14 protein-coding genes and 1 riboswitch are annotated in these 22,193 nt (G+C 44.8%); of the genes, 12 read left to right on the top strand and 2 right to left on the bottom strand.

What is annotated here, in order from left to right; all coding sequences use genetic code 11:
- Positions 1 to 193 precede the first annotated feature (193 nt).
- Positions 194 to 2,548, top strand: coding sequence for a hypothetical protein (locus AB1S55_RS17390; RefSeq protein WP_370979453.1), 2,355 nt, complete (start codon positions 194 to 196; stop codon positions 2,546 to 2,548).
- Between the two features lie 155 nt (positions 2,549 to 2,703).
- On the opposite strand, the gene AB1S55_RS17385 is transcribed toward AB1S55_RS17390, so the two are convergent.
- Positions 2,704 to 4,017, bottom strand: coding sequence for a carbohydrate porin (locus AB1S55_RS17385; RefSeq protein WP_370979452.1), 1,314 nt, complete (start codon positions 4,015 to 4,017; stop codon positions 2,704 to 2,706).
- A 234-nt stretch (positions 4,018 to 4,251) separates the two neighbouring features.
- Complete coding sequence (locus AB1S55_RS17380) at positions 4,252 to 6,054, bottom strand: HD domain-containing phosphohydrolase (protein ID WP_370979451.1); 1,803 nt, start codon at positions 6,052 to 6,054, stop codon at positions 4,252 to 4,254.
- 327 nt (positions 6,055 to 6,381) lie between these two features.
- On the opposite strand from AB1S55_RS17380, the gene AB1S55_RS17375 reads away from it, so the two are divergent.
- The 11 genes from AB1S55_RS17375 to AB1S55_RS17325 all read left to right on the top strand — a co-directional run bounded on the left by AB1S55_RS17375 (position 6,382) and on the right by AB1S55_RS17325 (position 22,152).
- Positions 6,382 to 6,879, top strand: coding sequence for a VF530 family DNA-binding protein (locus tag AB1S55_RS17375; RefSeq protein ID WP_370979450.1), 498 nt, complete (start codon positions 6,382 to 6,384; stop codon positions 6,877 to 6,879).
- 444 nt (positions 6,880 to 7,323) lie between these two features.
- Positions 7,324 to 10,686 carry a carbohydrate-binding protein gene (locus tag AB1S55_RS17370; RefSeq protein WP_370979449.1) on the top strand — a complete coding sequence of 1,121 codons (3,363 nt, stop codon included), beginning with the start codon at positions 7,324 to 7,326 and terminating at the stop codon, positions 10,684 to 10,686.
- Positions 10,687 to 10,858: 172 nt separating this feature from the next.
- Complete coding sequence (locus tag AB1S55_RS17365; RefSeq protein WP_370979448.1) at positions 10,859 to 11,134, top strand: TIGR02450 family Trp-rich protein; 276 nt, start codon at positions 10,859 to 10,861, stop codon at positions 11,132 to 11,134.
- Positions 11,135 to 11,610: 476 nt separating this feature from the next.
- Positions 11,611 to 11,761: riboswitch (guanidine-I (ykkC/yxkD leader) on the top strand.
- A 64-nt stretch (positions 11,762 to 11,825) separates the two neighbouring features.
- Complete coding sequence (locus AB1S55_RS17360) at positions 11,826 to 12,875, top strand: putative urea ABC transporter substrate-binding protein (RefSeq protein ID WP_370979447.1); 1,050 nt, start codon at positions 11,826 to 11,828, stop codon at positions 12,873 to 12,875.
- A gap of 86 nt (positions 12,876 to 12,961) precedes the next feature.
- Entirely contained in the window at positions 12,962 to 13,789 is an 828-nt protein-coding gene (locus tag AB1S55_RS17355; RefSeq protein WP_370979446.1) for an ABC transporter permease, read from the top strand.
- A complete protein-coding gene (locus tag AB1S55_RS17350) occupies positions 13,786 to 14,595 on the top strand; it encodes an ABC transporter ATP-binding protein (RefSeq protein ID WP_370979445.1) in 810 nt (269 codons plus the stop codon). The genes AB1S55_RS17355 and AB1S55_RS17350 overlap by 4 nt, the downstream gene beginning before the upstream one ends.
- Complete coding sequence (locus AB1S55_RS17345) at positions 14,595 to 15,380, top strand: urea amidolyase associated protein UAAP1 (protein WP_370979444.1); 786 nt, start codon at positions 14,595 to 14,597, stop codon at positions 15,378 to 15,380. Before AB1S55_RS17350 ends, AB1S55_RS17345 begins: the two co-directional genes overlap by 1 nt.
- Positions 15,377 to 16,024 (top strand): urea amidolyase associated protein UAAP2, encoded by a 648-nt coding sequence (locus tag AB1S55_RS17340; protein WP_370979443.1) that lies wholly within the window; start codon positions 15,377 to 15,379, stop codon positions 16,022 to 16,024. Before AB1S55_RS17345 ends, AB1S55_RS17340 begins: the two co-directional genes overlap by 4 nt.
- Before the next feature lie 104 nt (positions 16,025 to 16,128).
- A complete protein-coding gene (gene uca / locus AB1S55_RS17335; RefSeq protein ID WP_370979442.1) occupies positions 16,129 to 19,797 on the top strand; it encodes an urea carboxylase in 3,669 nt (1,222 codons plus the stop codon).
- Between the two features lie 76 nt (positions 19,798 to 19,873).
- Positions 19,874 to 21,685, top strand: coding sequence for an allophanate hydrolase (gene atzF / locus AB1S55_RS17330; protein WP_370979441.1), 1,812 nt, complete (start codon positions 19,874 to 19,876; stop codon positions 21,683 to 21,685).
- Between the two features lie 113 nt (positions 21,686 to 21,798).
- Positions 21,799 to 22,152, top strand: a complete 354-nt coding sequence (locus AB1S55_RS17325; protein WP_370979440.1) for a hypothetical protein — start codon at positions 21,799 to 21,801, stop codon at positions 22,150 to 22,152.
- Positions 22,153 to 22,193: the final 41 nt, after the last annotated feature.

Below are 22,193 nucleotides of genomic sequence, written 5' to 3'. Positions count from 1 at the left end.
TTTCTAAGTGTTTAGATAAAGGCTGCCTTTATGTTTTAAATTCTTCTCCTTTTACCTGTTAAGACGGTTTTGCTATTTATTAAAGCCCTTGTGCTCATTTTCTGGAGCAATAAGCATACTGTTCTACACTCAAGAGCATTGCCGCACGTGGTCTTCGTGCGGATCTTTATTAGTCTAATTAGGATGCTTGGCTATGAGTGCTTTTCAACAGGTTTTTCGCCCTCTTTTACTCTCTTCCGTGATTGCTCTGGCTGCTTGCAGTAGCAGTGATGGTGACGATGATACTACGACAACAGCAACAGGTGATGGCGGGGACGCAGCAGGTACCAGCACTACCTTTACAATTGCCGTAGAGGCTCCGGATTCTTTATTAGACCCGCAAACAGCCAGTATTTGGCAGAAAATAAGTAACTTTGTGCTACCAAGCGCTTACGCTTTAGATGGTAGTGACCTAGCCCCTGAAAACTTTGCTGTGACGATTGTCGATACCGCCGGTAATGTGGTCGAGGTGGTTGAGGTTCCTGCTGAGAATATCTTCCAAAATCCAGATGGCACGTGGTCTATTCAGCTACCTGGTGACCCTCGTCTTGATTGTGTTATCGCTGTGGATGTTAATGGCAGCCCACAAGTGGTGGTGGGCTCTCCTCTGCCATCTGAAACCTTGCAAGCTCCCACGTTGAGTGAAGATATTGATGTTGATATCGCATCTACCGTTGCCTTTCAGAGTTTCATTGAATCGCTAGAAGATGATGGTGCCGGCGCGGGTGTTTCCTTTGCTGATATCGATATCGACGTTGATGACACGGATGAACTGGCCGCGGTAGAGCAGTTGGTGCTTGCTGTTGAGGCTGCTGTTGAAGAGCTATTAGAAGAGGGGGCGGTTGATGCGAGTGATTTTACCTCGCTTGAGACTTTTTTCACTGAGGTTGAAAGCTTAGTCGAAGAAGTTATTGAGCAGGAAATCGCTAATTTGGAATCCTCCGTAACTGATACCTTGGCAGATAACTTAAACGGCGGTGGCGGCCTTTATTGGTGGTGGACAGACCTTGAAGACGATGAAATTGAAATCGAACGTGGTGTGGTTGATGCCAGCGGTGAGACGATTTTCTATTATGATCTTGAACAGCAAGATTGGGTGCAAGAGGGCAGCAGTGACGATTTGGATGATTTGATTTTAACCGCAGATGGTTGGCAAAACTCAGCCGATACCTTCGTGATTGCAAATATTGCAGATGACGGCAGCATTACCTTGCAGGACTCGTTACTTGCGAGTGTGCAAGAAACGGTTTCTAGCCGCCAGAGTATTAATTTAGCTGAACGCAGCATTATGGATTTTGCATCCACTAATGTGGATTTTAGTGAGCTGAGTTTTTTGTTTGATCAAACGGCGAGTTTTTCTGATGGTGCTCGAGCTTACCGCATTGAGGTGGTGCAAGCAGAGGAGCGTTATAGCTTGTGGTTTGAGCCGGGAGATGCCAATGGCGGTTGTCCTTGGTCAGATGAAACCGCGCAAGCACTGGGCGGTAACTGTGAGGCCGCACATGTGATTGATAGTGGTGAAGATGTTTTCCCTGTTGCAAGCTTAGATGCCTTATTAAGTGAGTCCGCTGCAGACAGGACAGCTGCAGTGCCACAGATCAAAGGTCTGTCAGTTGCATGGACAGATGAAGGAACCGTGCTTGCAGAGCTTGTAGATAATGCCAATAAAGATGTGAATTATTATCTACAAAGTTGGGACAACAGTGCTGGTGAGAGTTCGTACGAGCTACTTGCTTCTGCCAATTGGGAATCGCGAACTCCTACGGGCTTGCCATCGGGTGAAACCCTAGTTGTACTTGTTCTACCTGATTCAATTATGGATGCAGGTGATAAAGACGATGATGAACGTGTCCTTGTCTATGGTGTTCATGGCGGTTTTGTGCGCCCAGGCACTTATGACGAAGCTGGGGCTACAGAAGATGGCATCACCGTTTATAACCAGCAAGCGAATACAGATCTACTGGCCGCACTCGACTTCATGAATCTTTCTGTACTCGAAGTTACAGGGGAAAACGCCTGTAGCTTTACAGGAGAGTGGGATGATGAGGCTTATGATGGCTTAGGCGGACCGGTATCACGTTATACCATGGCGACATGGACGAGAGTAGTCGAGCTTTGTAGTGAGCGTTTACAGTATAGCGGCAGTGGTTTTACTGAAACCCTACTTGCTGATAAGAGTTTTACTGAAGGCGGAGAGACTTGGGCCTTTAATACCAATGGTTCAGGCAATACGGATGTCGATTTTTCATGGGCGGTAAGTGAGGGCATACTTACTATTACCTATAATAATGTGGCGGTTGAAGGTGATAGTGAAACCTCTTACAACATCAATGCAACGGAGAAGTTCGCCCTTGTTTCAGAAGCCGAAGGCGTATTGGAATTCAGAGCTTTTTTCCAGAATGAACTTTGGCAAGCAAGTTCGCCAGGTCCTGTACTTGATGCTGCTTATGGCGATATATGGGATGGCGGCTTTGAAGAGCTGACAGGGCAACAAGAGAGTGGGCAATAAGGCGCGGATATATGTTTTAACGCCGATTAAGGCTTAAATAGATCTTATTTAAAAGCCCTGTTAGGTCGATGCCTAACTGGGCTTTTTGTATATTTGAGGCCTTGGCTTGCGCAAAGAGATTTTAGTTACTGGTGGATATGCAAGTGAGTAAAGACTTACCACCACGCTTCAAACTGAGCTCCAATGGTTAGCGCGTTTGAATCCCCCATCGCAATATTTTCTATATCGTTGTTTTGTTGATACACCAGTGTTTCTACATTCATATCGGCGTAAGTGACAAAAAAGCGAATAACAGGTCTGTCCCAATATCCGCTGCCTGCATGTAGGCTTTGTGCAAGCGTGACTTTATAGCCACTGTTGGTTCCGTCTAGGTTAGATTCTGTGGCTTCAAAGCTGGCGTACTCATAACCGGTTTCTAATTCGGTTGAGGTGCGGTGATTCCAAGCGTAGCTATTGCGGATAATAAATGCGTTCCACTGGCTGTCGATCTCTTTAGTATTGTTGCGTTCTCTTGCGTCTTCATCAAAATGGGAGCCTTCAAAAGACCAAATATAACTTATGCGGTAATCTTCGGTGATATGCCTTAAACCTTGCAAGAACATACCTAGCTGAGAGCTGGGATTGGGTTCCCAAGTGCGAGTAATGGATCCGGCCGTATTGTGGCTATAGCGTACAAAAAACTCGTCGTAATTGATGTAGTCGCCCTTGCGTAGTTTGGCGGCAAGTTGATAGGCATTGGGGTTTGCTTTACGAACATCTACCGTATCGTCACTTACAGCAGGTCCCATAAAGGTGCCTAGGTTTAAATATAAACCTAGCTCCACTTCTTTGGGCAGGGCTATTTTTCTAAGTGAGCTACTTAATGCAACCATGTCACCGTTTTCTAAATCGGTCTCGTTATAGAGATTACGTGTTACACCTACACTAAGCAGGCCGGCTTTTACATCGATGTCGTCAATACCAAACCCCAAACCATCGCTGGACATGGTTTGCATGTCGTTAAGCAGTGTTTCTACACGGCCATAATAGCGTTTGCCAGCCCAAACACGGGCATCAGAGTTGCCTGAAAGAACACCTGTAGCTTGGGTATAGAGCTCATCTAAAGCCAGTTGGTCACCATAAATAATATTTGCGTTAATGCCCCAAGACATATCGTGATCATGTTTAAAGCCTTGATCAAAATGCAGTTCCATCCAGTTAGCTTCGTTACCCATGCGTCCGCCCGAACTATTTGAATAGCGGTTACCAGCAAGACGGAAAATATTCATGCCGTTGGCAGCCCAGTTATACGCCGCTGTATTCATCACCGGGTCGTTACTTATGCCGATACCACCTTTAGCGTAACCGTGAAACTGGAAACCTTCTTCGATGACTGGGCCTGCAAGGGCGCTAGAGCAGAAAGATACCGCGACACCTAGTGTGAATAACTTGAAAGGTAATAGGCTTTTACGGATTGGGAATTTCAACATCAATACTTGCCTTTAATAGGCCCTGTTAGAAACAGTGAACGTATATAAGCAATGGCGCTTATACAAACAGTCGAGCTTGGTTTGAATTCAGCTCTTTTATGTCGCCAAACATAGCATAAAGCCTAGCGCTATCCTATTGTTGGCGGCTCGCTCTAGAGTGTTTTTAAAGCTAGTTTTGATGCACTTTAAAAGTGGCGCTTGATAAGTGTGAGTTTGACTGTTTTTAGGCGAGAGTTAAAAAACAATCCAAGCGGGTGGATTGTTGTGTACGACGTTTAATGCGGCATCAACAACTGCAGCATCGTAAATATTAGCTTTACCTTGTTGAATCACATTCAAGGCACTTTCTACCGATTTTGCTGGCCGGTAGGGGCGGTGCCCACACATGGCTTGTATGGTATCCGCAACGGCAATAATACGGGCCTCCAAAACAATAGCCTCACCACTTAAGCCGTGAGGATAGCCCGAACCATCTAAACGTTCGTGATGCTGTAAAACCATTTCGGTAATAGGCCAAGGCATATCAATATGGCTAATAATTTCAGCGCCGACTTTAGAGTGGGTTTTTATTAAGGCAAATTCTTCTGGGTTGAGGCGGCCGGGGCGGCATAATAACTCAGAGGGAATATAGAGCTTACCTATATCGTGCAGTAACGAGCCTATGCGCAAGCCCTCAACGGTTTCTTCATCGAGCCCCATCTCTTTGGCGATAGCTACTGCCAGTTCTGAGACCTGTTCTTGGTGGCCCGCTGTATAAGGGTCTCTAAGTTCCATCGCTTGAGAGAGTGCGGCTACGGTTTCGACAAAGGTCCGTTTTACTTTTTGGGTTAAGCGTTTAGTTTCTTCAATAGCATGGCGCTTTTCGGTAATGTCTTCGATCACGCCAATAAAATAATCAGGGCTTTGGTCTGGACGTTTTACTAATGACACAGTTAAATTGGCCCACATAATCTCGCCATTTTTTCTAATATAGCGTTTTTCCATACTGAAATTATCAGCTTCTCCGGCAAGTAGACTATTTTTATGGTTAGCTGTTTCCTCTATGTCATCGGGGTGGCTGACATCTTTAAAACTCATGCCTTTGATTTCTTCTTTGCTATAACCCCATATCTCTTCCAGCTTTTTATTCGCCCGAATAAAGCAGCCATTTTTATCACCGTGGCAAATGCCAACGGCTGCATATTCAAAGGTGTGCTCGAATAACAGTTCGTGTTGCTCTAATTCTTTTTGTGCCTCATGTTTTTCTATATGCAAGGAAATGGTTCGAGCTAATTCTTTTATTAGGCAGCGCTCTTCATCTAAAAACGAAACATCTTTATCTAAGTACACGCTAATGTAGCCCCGTTCTTTACCTAAGGGGCTGATGCTTTGAATAAGGTGTTTGTATGATGCTTTGCCTTTAGTTAATTGGTCTTTATCGGATTGGTAATTACTCGATGTGTAGCTCTGCTGATCAAACTCTATCTTCACACCAGTAGCTTGAGCTTGAGTAAACGCTAAGGGGATACGCTGGGCAAGTTCGTGAAGTACAGCAAGGCCGTTGTCAGCAAGGCGCTCGAGTGTTGCTGAGGCGTCATAGAGGCATTCTAGCTCTTTTACTCGCTCATCTAGGTCGGTGATAATTTGTGGTGCGGCAAGGGGGTGGCCGTCGTCGACGGTGTTAACGATCATGCCTACAACTTTGAGTGCACCGTCACCACAGATATCTGCGGCTGTTTTATGAACAATAAAGTCACTGCTCTTTTCTGGACTAACGATGCGCATACCAAAATGCCCACTATCGCCATCCTTATTGAGGTTTTCTTCATGCTTGCTCAGAGTGGCAATTTTAGAGTGCGGCAATAGGCGCACAATGGTATTGACGTTCTCTAGCGTGCGGGGGACTTTAAATAAGTTTAAAAACGCACGATTGACAACCAAGAACTCACCTTGGCGTTCTTTGCAAAAAAAAGGCATGTTGATGGCATCGGCAAAGCCTTGTAGCTCTGCCAGCCTCCTAGATGCGTTTTTATTAAAGGCCTGCTCTACCTTGTACATTGAAATGGCTGGTGTCCTTGCGCTTGTGCAAATCGCTTTCTTCTCTTGGTTCGCTATCTAGCTTAGTGGCGAGGGGCAGCACTGCGCCTTGGTCGTTTTACATTCTTTGTTATAGCTAAGCTTAGTCCATTATTCTATGGCTGGACCTAGAGGTTTTAGGTATATAGATAGATGCAAGCGCTACCTGTTTTGACCTTGAATAGCCGAAAGCTGCATAGCTCGTGTTGTCGTTTAAATCGTTAAGTATGCACGTTTTTGGCCTAAGTCTAAGGCTCGGGATTGGCGTGTTTTACGGTATACTGTGTTTCAAAACAGGTGAGGCCCAGCATGAGCGATGACATTAACTATAAGAGTAACCCCTTAAATGGCGTAGGTCTTAAGCAGCTTGTGAATGATTTGGTTGATCACTATGGCTATGAGATCCTCTATGCCTATTTGAACCTTAACTGCTTTAAAACCAATGCCAGTGTTGAGTCGGCCGTTAAGTTTTTAAAGCGCACGGAATGGGCCCGAGAGAAGGTCGAGGCTTTTTATCTCTACCAATATAAAAGCATGCCCAAGGCCTCAGATGAACAGTTTCAGTTGCCACCGCGCAGCCGTATTATGCCCGAAGGCGATGTACCCGGTGAGCCTGCGGAATTGAGCTTGGAAGATGCTGAGCGCTTACGAGAAAAGCGTGAGCGTAAAGCGGCAGCTCACGATGCCAATCGCAGCCGAAGCTTGAGTAATCGCCGAGCTGATAGAGATAGTCATTACAGCCGCCCTCGTAAAGATAAAGGTGCCGCTAGTGCGGCCGATGATGACCCTTGGAAAAACTGGCGCTAATGTCGAGCTAAGGGACTCATAAGCTCTTTTTCATTACTTGTATCACTCGCCATATTGAAGACCTTAGGCCCTTTTTTCTGCTTTTTTTATCCGCTTTATTTGCATTACTGTTGCTACTAAAGTTTGACCTTTCTTGTTTTTATTTGAGTCTTTGTTGTTGTTCATAATTACGTCTTTTTAAGTTGAAAAATAAGTCCTTCATAGTTCTTTTCCACGAACTTAGGCCTTTATTTACCCCACAAAAGCGTCATTTTTCACAAAATAAATACAAAGTATTTGTCATTGTCCGCCGGTCGTCCTAGGCTGTGTTCGCCTGCTAATTCGTCCTAACTGTTGGCCTAGCTCATGCGTTGTTTATCTTGAGCTAATGGAGCTGTATTTAGCCCCTATTAAATTCAGCTGCCCTAAAACAAAAATAATGCAAATAAGCTCAGGAGAACGCCTGTGAGTCTATCAAAATCGTGTTTGGCGCGGTCTTTACTCGCCGCCTGCATATCGAGTTCGTTAATGCCCGTTGCACATGCGGCAAAATCCACTGCTTGGGAAGGTAACTTCCATAATTACCGAGTAGAAGCGGAATATTATTGGAACCAAGAGGATACCGATGCAAAGTCTGATGACTTTAACGCGGGTGATCCTTGGAGTTACAAATTTAAGTGTGATGGTTCCCCGTGGGATCTAAATACTTACTGGGATAAAGACGGTAATTCAGTTACCGAGCAATATGAATTTCCATTTATGCGCTTAAATTCTAAATGGGATGAGAGCGAAGCGATTGTTCGTGATAACACCCCAGCAGCACAAAGCTTTCCTTTATCAGACCTTGATAATAGTGCCGGCTGGACTTTTAAATCTGAGCTCAGTGATGAATTTAACTCAAACACTTTTGATGAATTTAAGTCGGACGGCTCTGCCAATGGTAAGTGGTTGGCAAATAACCACACTTGGGGCGGCCGTGAACCTGCGCCTTTTTTACCTAAAAATGTCCGCCAAGAAAGCGGTCGTTTAAAGCTTAGCCTTAAGCAAGAAGTTGAATCACAAGTCTTTGGTTTCTTAGGTGCTAACTATTTTGATGGTTGGAGTGCAGCAACCGCCATGAACGTAAATCCTATACGTTATGGTTATTTTGAGGTTCGCTCAAAAGTCGGTGTTGGATCTTCTGCATTTTGGCTTTATGCACAAACTTTAGAAGACACTCGTTACATTCCCGGTGAGCGCGGTTTTAGTCAAGGTTTGGTTGACCACGACTTAGAAATTGATGTCTACGAGCAAGGCGGTCGTCGTCCTGAGTGGGCCCAGTACTACAATATGAATACTTGGGTATTTGAATACCAAGGTGATGATCACCGTATCTTTAGCAAGAATGCTTCTGGCGATAGCTGTGGTAGTGCGGGCTGGCAAGGTGGTGATGATTTATTACCTCACGCCAATGGTCTGCAAAATGGTGGTCACTGGAATGCCGGTATCGATTTTGCTGCAGACTTCCATGTTTATGGTTTGTATTGGGGGCCGGACGAAATTCGCTGGTATGTTGATGGTAAGTTAGTGCGTTCAATGGCCAACCGTTATCACCACACGCCTTTATATGTTTTGCTTGATACTGAAACCATGCCGGACTGGTTTGGTTTACCAACACCTGCAGAGCTTGAGCATGATCACGAAGTTGATTACATTCGTGTATGGACAACCGATGAGCTAGAAAATTATGACGGCCAAGGTTGGAGAGCCATTCAGCCAGACGGTAATCCTCGTTATAGCATGCGTGTGGCAGCAAAAGATGGTGACGGCTTCCAAGGCGCTTCAGCAATGAACCAGCCTCTAGACTTCCTGTATCAGAACAGCCGTCCTTTAGATACGCCTGAAAGTTATGTTGGCGCTGCAAGCTCTGGCCCATCTGCTTATGTTCCAGCGACTAGCATCAGTTTTGATAGCAGCAAAGTTCAGGTGCTTTCTGAGCGTCGTCTAAGCCCTTATCGCGCGCCTGAAGATGATGTTCGTTATTTCTATGCTCACAATGGCCACGTTATTGATGCGAATTTTGAGCCTGCGAACGCGACTGATAAAAACATTGTGTGGACTTCCAGTGATAGCAGCATTGCTACAGTTACAAAGTCGGGCATGATTATGCCTACTCAAGTGATTGATCCTGAAACCGGCAGTTTGACTCAAATTGGCAGTGGTACAGTAATACTAACAGGTACCCACCCCGACTTGCCTGGGCAAGTGTTTGAGCTAGAAGTAGAGCTAATTGAAGTAGGCCAAGAAATTAGCTTGGCGATGACTTCTTTCTCATCAACCGGTCGTGATGAGGTTGTATCTGAAGGCTATGACGCTGCAGCATGGGGGTGGGGCACTAAAGGTTTCCCTGCCGCTGTAACTGATAATACTCGTGGTGAGTTTGGTGTTTATAGCAATATCGACTTTGGTGAAGGCGGAACCTTTGCGTTTATGCTTCGCGCAGGAACTACGGTTACTGAAGGCACGGGTGTAAAAGTCTTTATTGATGATGAAGAAGTGCTATCTGAAGGCCTTAACCGTATTTCAGGTGACTGGGATTCACACTATGAAAACTGGATGCAAACCACCTTTAGCATCCCTGCAGGTATTCACGATGTGAAAATCATGAGTGCCGGCGATGCTGCTTGGCAGTGGTTTGGTCACAGCGCACAGTTCTTGAAGTTGTTGGATGTTAGTGGTGGAACTCAGCCATTGCCTTCTCCATCAGCAACGCCTTCTACAGAGCCTTCTCCACTTGTATCTGAAGTCCCTGTGCCTTCCCCTTCACCATCACCTGCAGAGCCATCTCCGTCACCCTCAGTGACGCCATCTACAGAGCCATCGCCGTTGCCATCGGTGACTCCATCTGTAGAGCCGTCTGATACACCAACACCAGGCGTCTCGCCGCTGCCTTATTACAGTGTTGTTGAGCTTGAAGACTTTGTTAATACCGGTCGAGCTGGCGCAGCTGTTGGCGGCGATACCATTAACGGCTTTAATATCTACGGCCCTGGTATTAACTGGAATACATCAGGTGACTACGCTGAATACACGGTGACTTTTGCTGATAGCGGTGTTTTTAGTCTTACTCTTGATGTTGCTTCACCAATGACTGGTGACTTAGGTGTTGCTATTAGCCTTAATGGTGTTGAGGTCGCCTCATCTTCTATTGAGCCAACCGGTGATTGGGATCTATTTGATTCACAGGTCATCAGCTCTGGTATTAGCATTGCTGCAGGAACCTATACCTTGCGAGTGCAAAGTGAAGGTTCTTCGGTATGGCAGTGGAATGCAGATAAGCTGACGTTTAACTATGTCTCGCCTTCAGAGCCTAGCCCTGTATTGCCTTCCCCAATTGGAAGCAGTGTTCCAAGCCCTACGCCATCACCTATAGCAAGCTCTAACCCTGGCGAGCCTATTGTGATTGAAGGCGAAGACTTTGCTGAAACGGGTGGTACCCAAGATGGCTTTACAACACGTACTTTTTGGGGAACAACGACTTTTGCTGATCACATCTTAACGGGTGGTTGGGCAGACTACACGGTGACGTTCCCTGCTGATGGTATCTATGATCTAAGTTTTATTGCGTCTACCAAAGAAAGTGCTGATAGTGCCGCTAAGATATATATCGACGGTGTTGCTGTAGCCCAAACAGACATCACAGGTAATAACCTGAATGTATTTACTGAGCGCGATATAACCAGTGGTTTAGCGATTAGCGCTGGTGAGCACACTGTTCGTGTAGAAGCGGTAGGTTCTTCGCTTAAGTGGCACTGGTTCTTCGATAAGATGACCTTTACCGCGCAGTAAGTAGAAAATTCAATTCCGGCTAGCCGGATGAATGTCCTAGTGATGGCCCGCAAGCTTGCTTGCGGGCTTTTTTTGTTTTTGTAATCTATAAAGGCTCTTGTTGCTTCAACACAGTAGGCACTACGTTTTTAACGTGGTACTTTATTCAAAATAGTAGAGTGCGCATCGAACTATGTCAGCGAATAAGCCTACAAATACTAGCTATAAACACTCTAGTCATAAAAAGCTCAATCCTAAAAAGCTCCCCCCTAAAAAGTTACATAATAGTAAGTGGACAGCGCTAAAGCCTTTGAAAAAAGAAAAACATTTCTTAGTGACTGAAGTCGAGTTTGATGAGGAGGGGGCTGTTATTCACTGCCTTATCGAGGCTGTAATATCTAATCGTTCCTATGCCATTGATTGGACCGATCTAAAAAATGAAACTAAATGGCGCCAAGGCTGGAACTAAAAGTGGCTTGTTCTGATCACGGTTTTAAACTTAAATTGGCTGCGCTAAAAGGGCTTGCAAGGGGATTAATATACCGGCTTAAGTTTAGGTGGATGATGACATGCTTATTATTCGTTGCTGTCTAATTTTTTTATTCGCCTCAATATAAAGAGCGGCACTCGATGTTCGTGCGTAAAAAAAGAAATATCTCTTAGTATTAAGGGTAAGTGCTCTTTAGCCGCTTAATGCTTTGATCCAGTATTCATATATTGCCTTATCTCTCCTATCTTCTCGTCTTATAAAACCTTAAGTTCACTAACAGCATAATTTATGCCTGCATTTAGTGCGTTATTTTTGGTTTGTCACCAAAATCAACCACAAATGCCGTAAGAATGTGCGTCATCAAGCGAGTTGTCGGCATGTAAGGGCTGGCATAGTAATTGTATTAGTAATATCAGCACACAGAGGATCAAACGCTTGAGCGGTTGATATCTGTCTAAATAGCCCACTAGGGTTCCGGTTGTTTTCTTTTGAAGTAAACAATGACTGGTCCGAGAGTGGACGACCTAGAAAACCACATCGTTACTTTAGTAACTGTTGTGGACTGCTCTGCAGAAGGTTACACGGCGGGACAAAAGCCCGGGAGGAGTCAACGTTTTGATCTCTCCTGTGCGCCCTTAATTTAACGCCTAAGACCTTTGGAGTGTCTACAATGAAAAAGTTAAAAGCACTATTTTCTGCACTTACCTTGGCTGCTGCACTCGTTCCCGGCGTTGTGCAAGCCAAAGAAAAATCAAGTTTTGATATTTGTTGGTCCATTTATGTAGGTTGGATGCCGTGGGATTATGGCGCCAGTTCGGGCATTGTAAAAAAATGGGCAGATAAATACGATATCGACATCAATGTTGTGCAAATCAACGATTATGTTGAGTCCATCAATCAATACAGTGCTGGTCAGTTTGATGCTTGCACCATGACTAATATGGATGCCTTAACAATTCCCGCTGCCAGCGGTGTTGATTCAACCGCTTTAATCGTGGGTGATTTTTCTAATGGTAATGATGGTGTTGTTTTAAAAGGCGCATCCAAACTTAGCGATATCAAAGGTCAAAAAGTTAATCTTGTCGAACTTTCTGTATCGCACTATTTACTTGCCCGTGGGTTAGAGTCGGTTGGCTTGTCTGAAAAAGATATCAGCGTGGTTAATACCTCTGATGCAGACATGGTTGCAGCTTACGGCACTGCGGATGTCAGCGCTGTCACAACTTGGAATCCACTACTTTCAGAAATCGAAGCAATGCCAAATAGTAACAAGGTATTTGATTCAAGTAATATTCCTGGGGAAATTATTGATCTACTGGTTGTGAATACCGATGTCCTAGCTGACAACCCTAAACTGGGTAAAGCCCTTGTTGGCGCTTGGTATGAAATCATGGCGACTATGCAGGTTAAAGACAGTGCACGCGTACAAATGGCTGAGGCTTCAGGCACTAACTTAGCGGGATTTGATGCGCAATTGGCCACAACCAAGATGTTTTTTGATGCAGCAGATGCGGTTAAATTCACTAAAAGCCCTGAGCTTGTTAAAACCATGCAATATGTGGCTGAGTTCTCCTTTAAACACGGTATCTTAGGTGACGGTGCTGATGATGCGTCGTTTATTGGTATTGAAACCCCAGCTGGTGTGTATGGCGATAAAAACAATATTAAGCTTCGTTTTAATCCTAGCTATATGCAAATGAAGGCAGAAGGCAAACTTTAAGTGTTTTAAAGACTTAGAACCCAGTCGTTAAAGGCTCGGGTTCTTGCTTTGCTTGTTCTCGCAATCACTACATCTTAGGGTTCGTTATGAAGCGACTAATCAACTTAGCCCCCAGTAGGCCTTTTTCGGTTCTTTTGGCTATTTTGCCTTTTGCCGTATTGGTGGTTTTATACATTGCGGCGTCTGATGCGCGTTTAGCTGAAAATGCAAATGACAAGTTACTGCCTTCAATTGCCCAGTTTAGTGCCGCAATCGAGCGCATGGCGTTTGAGCCTAGTAAACGCACGGGCGAATATTTGTTGTGGGTCGATACCGCTGCAAGTTTGTGGCGTTTATTTCAGGGGGTGATGATCAGTGCATTGATGGGGCTTATCTTTGGTGCTTGTATGGGTTTATTCCCCTACGCACGTTCAGCTATGTCGCCTTTATTTGTGGCAATATCGTTAATCCCCCCGATGGCTATCCTGCCTATTCTATTTATTGTTTTTGGTTTAGGTGAAGTATCGAAAGTTGTACTGATTGTGATTGGTATTGCGCCTTTTATTATTCGTGATATGCAAGCCCGAGTGCTTGAACTTCCAAAAGAGCAGTTGATCAAAGCTCAAACACTAGGTGCCAATAGTTGGCAGATCTTAGTACGAGTGGTATTGCCGCAAATCATGCCGCGTTTAATTGCGTTAGTGAGTTTGTCTTTAGGTGCTGCTTGGCTTTTTTTGATTGCCGGTGAAGCCATTGCGGCTCAAGAGGGCTTGGGTTATCGCATCTTTTTGGTTCGTCGATATATGGCAATGGATGTCATTTTACCTTATGTCGCTTGGATCACGTTTCTTGCTTTTATTACGGACTATGCACTTAAACAGTTGTCACGTAAGAGCTTTCCTTGGTTTCACGCTTTGCAAGGAGCTAAGTCATGACAGGTACTAATCCAATACCGTTTATTCAAGCGAAAAATGTTTGGAAATCGTATGGCGATAATCAAGTTCTCGAGCAGCTTTGTGTTTCGGTAGAACAAGGTGATTTTATTACCATGGTTGGCGCCTCTGGCTGTGGCAAAAGCACCTTTTTAAATATGCTGCTAGGGATGGTAAAAGCAACTAAAGGGGAGCTATTAATTGATGGTAAACCTATTGACAGTGAACCTGGGCCAGATCGTGGCATTGTCTTTCAGAGGTATTCGGTATTTCCACATTTAACGGTTCTACAAAACGTAGAGATTGCAGCCGAGTTAGTATCAAAAAGAGTGAGTTCTAGGCTGCTCGGGCGGGTGTTTTCTAAAGAAAAAGCCGCCATCAAAAACGAGGCTCTTAAACTGATTGAATCAGTTGGTTTAACTCATGCGGTAAAAAAATACCCCCATGAATTATCGGGGGGCATGCAGCAGCGCTTGGCTATCGCGCAAGCTTTGATGAAAGCCCCCAAGGTGTTGTTATTAGATGAACCCTTTGGAGCGTTAGATCCTGGTATTCGAGCAGATATGCATAAGCTGATAAAGCGTATCTGGCAAGAAAAGAAACTCACTATTTTTATGGTGACCCACGATATTAAAGAGGGGTTTGAGCTAGGTAGTCGCTTATGGGTATTTGATAAACTGCGTTTTGATGAACAAGCGCCAACGGCCTACGGCGCTCAAATTACCTATGACCTACCACTTAAACACCCCGAGAGCCGAGAGGCTATTTCTGAAATTAATATCAAGCTTCAAACTGTTAAGGAAGAGTAATGACAGTGGATACTCAAATTTTATATTCCGATGTATTACCTGGTGGTAAACACTGGTCTATGCGCATGCGTCGCGGTACCCGTTTACGTTTAATTGATCAGCAGGGTGGGGCTAATGTTGGTATGCTATTTTACAACCCTGAAAATTTATTAGAACGCTACAACGCGCCAGATACTTTAAAATGTCAGCACACCTTTAAATTGACTCAAGGCCACTGTTTGTATTCTGACATGGGCAGAGTCTTTGCCTCTATTGTTGAAGATACAATGGGCTGGCATGAAACGGTGTGTGGTAATACTCATCCTGAAACAGTTGCCAAAAAGTGGGGTGGATTAACACCAGATGATTTTAATTACCAAGCTAAACGTAATAATTGGCATTTAAGTGGCTATAACAGTTTTTTAGTCGAGCTTGCTAAATATGGTCTTGGTAAAGCTGATATGGCGGCCAACTTAAACTTATTTAGCCAAGTCGAAAGTGATGACGCAGGTCAATTACGTTTTACAACTGAGGCGTCAAAGGCCGGTGACTTTATTGAATTGCGCTTTGAAATGGACACCTTGGTGGTTTTACATACATGCCCGCATCCATTAAACCCTGCAGAAGAATACCCTTTTAAATCAGTTGAATTTCAAATTCGACGCTCACCTTTGGTGGCTGCCGATGATGAGTGCATGAATTCATGCCCAGAGAATCAACGTGGTTTTAAGAACAATGAATTATACCATCTTGGTTTAGCACCACTGGCTAATAATGAACACTCTTGCTGTGGAGGCCTCCAATGACAGAATTAAGCTCTAGCCAACTTAAGCCTGAGGCTGCGTTATTACATGATGTGGTGGCAGCAGGCGATTACTGGATGAAGATTATTAAAAAAGGCCAAACCCTACGTATTTTGGATATGGAGGGCAACCAAGCTGCCGATACTTTATTCTACAGTGCCGAGGACCCTAGTGAGCGTTACAGTGCTATGGATACGATACGTGAACAAGGCAATGTGTTTTTAAGCACAGGTACTGTGCTACGGACAAATGAAAATAGAGCCATGCTAGAAATTGTGGCAGACACCTGCGGCCGACATGACACTCTTGGTGGTGCCTGTGCAACTGAATCGAACACCGTGCGCTATGCGCTAGAAAAAAAGTCTATGCATGCTTGTCGAGATAGTTGGATGTTAGCCGTGGCCGAGAATCCTGAGTTCGGTTTAACTAAACGTGATATCACCCACAATATTAATTTTTTTATGAATGTACCTGTGACCAAAGAGGGTGGCTTAAGTTTTGTCGATGGCATTAGTGATGCGGGTAAATACGTCGAGTTAAAAGCATTGATGGATGTTGTGGTGCTTATGTCTAACTGCCCTCAGTTAAATAACCCGTGCAATGCATATAATCCGAGCCCTGTTGCAATGATAGTGTGGGACGCATAAGCCTACTTTAAAACACATATAAATGGCAGCGTGGCTGTCCGAGTTAGACGACTAACTCCGAAAAAATTGACGCGGGACGACCCGCCTGAATGTGAAGGTTTATCATGTTCAACAAAGTATTGATCGCCAATCGTGGTGCTATTGCTTGTCGTATTATTCGCACCTTAAAGCAACTGGGTATAGAGTCGGTTGCTGTATATGCTGAAGCAGATCGTGACTCATTGCATGTCTCGCAAGCAGATCAGGCGTTTAGCTTGGGTGAAGGTGCCGCTAAAGATACCTATCTAAATCAAGAGAAATTACTCGCCATTATTCAGCAAGCCGAAGTTGATGCTGTTCATCCCGGTTATGGTTTTTTGAGTGAGAATCCAGATTTTTCTGCATTGTTAGCAGCCAATAACGTAACTTTTGTAGGGCCATCGGCAGAGCAGATGTTGGCCTTTGGTTTAAAACATCGAGCACGAGAACTGGCTGAACAAGCAGGTGTGCCGCTAGTGCCTGGCACAGACTTATTGCTCGACGTTGAGCAGGCTTTGGCCGCAGCGGATCTTATTGGTTATCCTGTTATGCTAAAAAGCACCGCAGGTGGCGGTGGTATTGGTATGCAAGTTTGCTTAAGTGCACAAGAGCTCAGTAGTGCTTTTGGCAAAGTAAAACACCTAGGTGAACAAAACTTTTCTAACGATGGTGTTTTTTTGGAAAAGTTTATTGCCCGAGCCCGTCATATCGAGGTTCAGGTTATAGGGAATGGTGCCGGTGAGGTTGTCGCTCTTGGTGAGCGGGATTGTTCTTGCCAGCGCCGAAATCAAAAAGTCGTAGAGGAAACGCCAGCGCCGAACTTGCCACAGCATGTACGTGAGCATATGCACACTACGGCAGAGCAATTGATGAGTTCAGTCAATTATCTAACTGCTGGAACAGTGGAATATATTTACGACTTTGAGCAAGAGCAGTTTTACTTTTTAGAGGTAAATACTCGTTTACAGGTAGAGCACGGTGTTACCGAAGAGGTCTTTAATGTAGATCTTGTTAAGTGGATGTTAGCAACTGCCAAGCAGCCTGGTTTGGATTTAAATGAGTTGCGAGTATTAAGGCCCCAAGGGCATGCTATTCAGGTTCGAGTCTACGCAGAAGACCCTGTAAAAAACTTCCAGCCTTCGGCGGGTTTATTAACTCAAGTTGAATTCCCTAAGACACCGCATGGTATTAAGGGCGAGCAGGCAGGGCCTCTTCGTGTTGATACATGGGTGCAGGCAGGTATTGAAGTATCGCCATTTTTTGATCCCATGCTCGCCAAAATCATTGTGCATCAGCAGACACGTGAACAAGCAATAAGCGCTATAAATAGCGCCTTAGATAACAGTATTGTTTATGGCATTCGCACGAATTTAAATTACCTTAAAAATATTTTAAATTGGTCCTTATTCAAAGCCGGGCAAGCCAGCACTAAAAGCTTAGAGACATTGGCACACAATGAGAACTTAATCGAGGTTCTATCTCCGGGCACGATGACCAGTGTGCAAGATCACCCTGCGCGTTCAGGTTATTGGCACGTGGGCATTCCCCCTTCGGGTGCCTTTGACAATTTCGCTTTTGATATTGGTAACCGCATGCTGGGTAACGACCCTTTGCATGCTGGTTTAGAATTCACCATTCAAGGTGCGGTGCTTAAATTCCATCAAATGTGCAAGGTGGTATTGGTTGGTGCTTCTATGAGCGCCAGCTTAGATAATAAGCCGGTATGCTTTTATCAGGTGTTAACCATTCAAGCGGGGCAAGTCTTAGCTGTAGCGAAGTTGACTGGAGCTGGAGCGCGAGCTTACCTATGTGTGCAAGGCGGCATTGATTGCCCTGAGTATTTGGACAGTCGCAGTACGTTTACCTTAGGCCAATTTGGTGGCCACTGTGGCCGCGCTTTACGTGCAGGTGACATGTTGCAGGTGGCCGATAGCCAAGATATGGCCATTAACTTAGCGGAACTTGCCCCAGAGCATCAACCGCGATTAAGTCATCACTGGCAGCTGCAAGTAATATATGGCCCTCATGGTGCGCCAGACTTTTTTACTACTAATGACATTCGGCAACTGTTTGATGTCGAGTGGGAGGTGCATTACAACTCTAGTCGCACCGGTATTCGTTTAAATGGCCCTAAACCCGAGTGGGCGCGCAGTGATGGTGGTGAAGCCGGCTTGCACCCGTCTAATATTCACGACAATGCCTATGCATTTGGTGCCGTTGATTTTACCGGTGATATGCCAGTGATATTGGGGCCGGATGGTCCGAGCTTAGGAGGCTTTGTTTGTCCAATAACCGTTATTGATGCGGATTTGTGGAAGCTGGGCCAGCTTAAAGCAGGGGATACCATAAGCTTTGTGCCACTTGAGCAATCTCAGGCTGTTGAGCAGGCGTATTATCGGCAAGATTTTTTATCTGCCCTTAACACCCGAAAAAATATAAACGACTTAGCGCCTGCGCCATCACCCTCGGCGCAGTCCGTGAGTGAGCTGTTAGCCAAGCCCTTAGTTTTGGCGACAACAAAGGCTGAGTTTGATGTGGTTTATCGCCCTCAAGGCGATCGCTTTTTATTGGTTGAATATGGTGAGCAAGAACTGGATTTAAAGCTTCGTTTTCGTTCTCAAGCTCTATTAGAAGCGCTTAAGCAGCATGTTGCTAGCCATCAATTAACAGGTATCGAAGAGTTAACCCCCGGTATTCGTTCCCTGCAAATTCACTACGATTCAAAACTGTTATCCCAACAAGATTTACTTAGCTTATTACAGCGCTTGGAAAACAACTTACTTGATGTAAACGATATGGAGTTTGATTCACGCATCGTTTATTTACCTTTAAGTTGGGATGACCCAGCCTGTCAGGAGGCCATTAACAAATACTCACAATCAGTACGACCCAATGCACCGTGGGCTCCTTCAAATATTGATTTTATCCGTCGCATTAATGGTTTGAGTAGCGTTGATGAAGTGCAAAAGATTGTTTTTGATGCAAGCTATTTAGTGATGGGTTTAGGCGATGTTTATCTCGGCGCACCTGTCGCAACGCCAATGGATCCAAGCCACCGCTTGGTCACCACTAAATACAACCCTGCAAGAACATGGACGGCCGAGAACTCGGTTGGCATTGGTGGGGCCTATATGTGTGTGTATGGCATGGAGGGCCCTGGCGGTTATCAGTTTGTTGGCCGAACGTTACAGATGTGGAATCGCTACCAAAAAACGCAAGAGTTTGAAAAACCTTGGTTATTGCGCTTCTTTGATCAGATTCGTTTTTATCCCGTTAGCAATGAGCACTTGCAACAAATACGTCGAGATTTTCCCAACGGACGTTATTCACTCAAGATCGAAAAAACAAAGTTGAATATGCAGGCCTACCAAGCTTTATTGGATAAAAAGGCAGAGCAAATCGAAACGTTTACCCAGACTCGGCAACAGGCGTTTCAGCAGGAACTTGAGCACTGGAAAAGCACTGGTCAATTTACCTATGAGCAAGAAGTTGATGCTGCAGATCAAAGTACGGACCTAGTTTTAGCGGATAAGGAGTTCTTACTTGAAAGCCCTGCAGCGGGAAGTGTATGGCAAATTCTAGTGAAAGAAGGCGACAGCTTTGATGCCAGTGGTGTCTTAATGGTTTTGGAATCGATGAAAATGGAACTTGAGATTCCCAGCTTAGAGGCCGGAACGGTTAGCCAATTATTGGTCAAACCAGGGCAGCAAATTAATGCTGGGCAGGCACTCATGGTTTTGACTGTTAAAGACTGAACACGGGTGAGAAAAATATAACGACATGGGCCCAAGCTTACTAGGGCCAATAATCGTAATCAAGATCGAGGTTAGCATGTACCAAAACTTAACTATTACCCATCTACGTCAGCAATATTTAAATAAAACGCTAAGCCCCAAACAGTTATTTTCTGAACTATTAGAGAAAGCCGCTTTATTACAACAGGATAATGTGTGGATTAGCTTGTTTACTGAGCAGCAAGTCGATACCTATCTAAACCAGCTAGAGACCTTAGATATTAATGCATGCCCCTTATGGGGTATTCCTTTTGCGGTTAAAGATAATATCGACGTGGCCGGTGTAGAAACCACCGCAGCTTGTGCCGAGTTTGCTTATATGCCAGAACAAAATGCCGCGGTTGTGCAAGTTTTGGTAGATGCAGGCGCAATACCTATTGGTAAAACCAATCTAGATCAGTTTGCCACCGGCTTGGTGGGCACCCGCTCACCCTATGGTGCTACAGCTAACGCCTTTAAATCTGAGTATCTTTCTGGTGGCTCTAGTTCGGGTTCCGCTGTTGCTGTTGCTAAAGGTGTGGTGAGCTTTTCACTTGGGACCGATACCGCAGGATCGGGGCGTGTGCCCGCAGCGTTTAATAATTTGGTCGGCCTTAAACCAAGCAAAGGCTTGTTATCGACCCAAGGAGTGGTTCCCGCTTGTCGCAGCCTTGATTGTGTAAGTATTTTTGCAACGACCATTGACGATGCCAATAGCGTTTTTGATGTGGCTGCCCGCTACGATGAGCGCGACTGTTATAGCCGTGCTAATCCTGCTGAAAATACAGGCTGGGAAACGCCTTTTGTAAATGCTGGAAAAAGTCATTTTAGTTTTGCTGTACCCAAGGCCGAACAATTACAGTTCTTTGGCTGTTCTGAATCTGAGCAAGCGTTTAGCCAAGCCTTAACAGCCTTAACAGATTTAGGTGGCGAAGCGGTTGAAATTGATTTTGAGCCCTTTCTGGATGCTGCGATATTGTTGTACGAGGGGCCTTGGGTGGCAGAGCGCTATGCAGCAACAAAAGCGCTTTTAGATAGTCAACCAGAGGCTTTTTTAGAGGTGACTCGCAACATTATCACAGGTGGTAAAGACAAATTAGCGGTAGATGCCTTTTCTGCTGCTTATAAGTTGCAAGCATTGAAAAAAATAGCCGATAAGATTATGGCTCAAGTCGATTTTATGGTGACCCCAACAGCGGGCCGTCATTTCACCATTGATGACGTTCAGAAAAATCCTATTGAGTTGAATAGTCAACTTGGTTATTACACCAATTATATGAATTTATTAGATTATGCTGCTCTTGCTGTTCCAACCGGGTTTAAGCCCAGTGGCTTGCCGTTTGGCATTAGTCTAGTTGGCTTTGCATTTAGCGATAAAAAGCTCCTGAGCATTGCGCATTTGCTTGAACAAACGCTTAAATTACCTTTGGGGGCCACAGGCTGGAAAGCAGCGGAAGCGACTTCTAAGAAAGCCCCTTCTGAAGGCTGGATGGATGTGGTTGTCTGTGGCGCGCACTTATCAGGCATGCCTTTAAATAAGCAATTAATCGAACGCGGAGCCTATTTAGTTAAGACCACCAAAAGTGCAGCACACTATCGAATGTACAGCGTAGCCGGTGAGGTAGAGCGGCCAGCTATGATACGCGAAGAGAATAACGGCGTAGCTATACCGGTAGAGCTATGGCGTTTACCCATTAGTCGCTTTGGCAGTTTTGTTTTAGGCATTGCAGCGCCTTTAGGTATCGGGCGTGTAGAGCTTGAGGACGGCCTTTGGTACCCAGGGTTTATTGCCGAAGGGCGTTCAAAAGACATAGGGCAAGACATTACGAGTTTTAAGGGCTGGCGTTCCTATGTGGCCAGTAAAAATTGAGTGCAGCGTTGTTGTTATTAACGCTGTTTATTTGCTTTGTTGAGTAACAAAAAAGTTAATTCGGGCTTGTAGATAAGTTATTTCGAAGCATCGATAGGGCCTGTATACAAGCTATGGAGGCAAGCCTAAAGGGACTTAGGTTAGGCTTTGTATTACTGTTATTTTGTTCGATTCATCAGCTTCTAGATGAGAAAAGTATTTATGAGTCGAACTTGGCGGTGATGGTCGACAAAGCTAAGTCTTGGTTAACGTCTGATCGAAAGGTAGACGATGTTATTGAACTGATGAACATCGTTAAAGAGAAGCATACCTATGTTAACCGTATCGAATCGATTCTTAACTGTTTAGCCGAGCATAAAACCCATTCGCAGGAAAAACGAGTTCATTACGACAAGTTTACGTTTCATGCTAAGTCACTAAGATACAGGTTCAAGCAATTTAAGCGTCGTTATTTGGGGCGTAAATAGCCCTTGTTGTTGCTAAGAGCATAGATAATTAAAGCAGACCG

The sequence above is a fragment of the Agaribacterium sp. ZY112 genome (assembly GCF_041346925.1).
In the GTDB taxonomy this organism is placed as follows: domain Bacteria; phylum Pseudomonadota; class Gammaproteobacteria; order Pseudomonadales; family Cellvibrionaceae; genus Agaribacterium.
This window is presented reverse-complemented; position numbering and strand designations above follow the sequence as displayed.

What these genes read in the sequence shown, in the direction of transcription:
- AB1S55_RS17390 (WP_370979453.1), top strand. Translation starts at nt 194, where the DNA reads ATGAGTGCTTTTCAACAGGTTTTTCGCCCTCTTTTACTCTCTTCCGTG.
- AB1S55_RS17385 (WP_370979452.1), bottom strand. Translation starts at nt 4,017, where the DNA reads ATGTTGAAATTCCCAATCCGTAAAAGCCTATTACCTTTCAAGTTATTC.
- AB1S55_RS17380 (WP_370979451.1), bottom strand. Translation starts at nt 6,054, where the DNA reads ATGTACAAGGTAGAGCAGGCCTTTAATAAAAACGCATCTAGGAGGCTG.
- AB1S55_RS17375 (WP_370979450.1), top strand. Translation starts at nt 6,382, where the DNA reads ATGAGCGATGACATTAACTATAAGAGTAACCCCTTAAATGGCGTAGGT.
- AB1S55_RS17365 (WP_370979448.1), top strand. Translation starts at nt 10,859, where the DNA reads ATGTCAGCGAATAAGCCTACAAATACTAGCTATAAACACTCTAGTCAT.
- AB1S55_RS17360 (WP_370979447.1), top strand. Translation starts at nt 11,826, where the DNA reads ATGAAAAAGTTAAAAGCACTATTTTCTGCACTTACCTTGGCTGCTGCA.
- AB1S55_RS17355 (WP_370979446.1), top strand. Translation starts at nt 12,962, where the DNA reads ATGAAGCGACTAATCAACTTAGCCCCCAGTAGGCCTTTTTCGGTTCTT.
- AB1S55_RS17350 (WP_370979445.1), top strand. Translation starts at nt 13,786, where the DNA reads ATGACAGGTACTAATCCAATACCGTTTATTCAAGCGAAAAATGTTTGG.
- AB1S55_RS17345 (WP_370979444.1), top strand. Translation starts at nt 14,595, where the DNA reads ATGACAGTGGATACTCAAATTTTATATTCCGATGTATTACCTGGTGGT.
- AB1S55_RS17340 (WP_370979443.1), top strand. Translation starts at nt 15,377, where the DNA reads ATGACAGAATTAAGCTCTAGCCAACTTAAGCCTGAGGCTGCGTTATTA.
- uca (WP_370979442.1), top strand. Translation starts at nt 16,129, where the DNA reads ATGTTCAACAAAGTATTGATCGCCAATCGTGGTGCTATTGCTTGTCGT.
- atzF (WP_370979441.1), top strand. Translation starts at nt 19,874, where the DNA reads ATGTACCAAAACTTAACTATTACCCATCTACGTCAGCAATATTTAAAT.
- AB1S55_RS17325 (WP_370979440.1), top strand. Translation starts at nt 21,799, where the DNA reads ATGGAGGCAAGCCTAAAGGGACTTAGGTTAGGCTTTGTATTACTGTTA.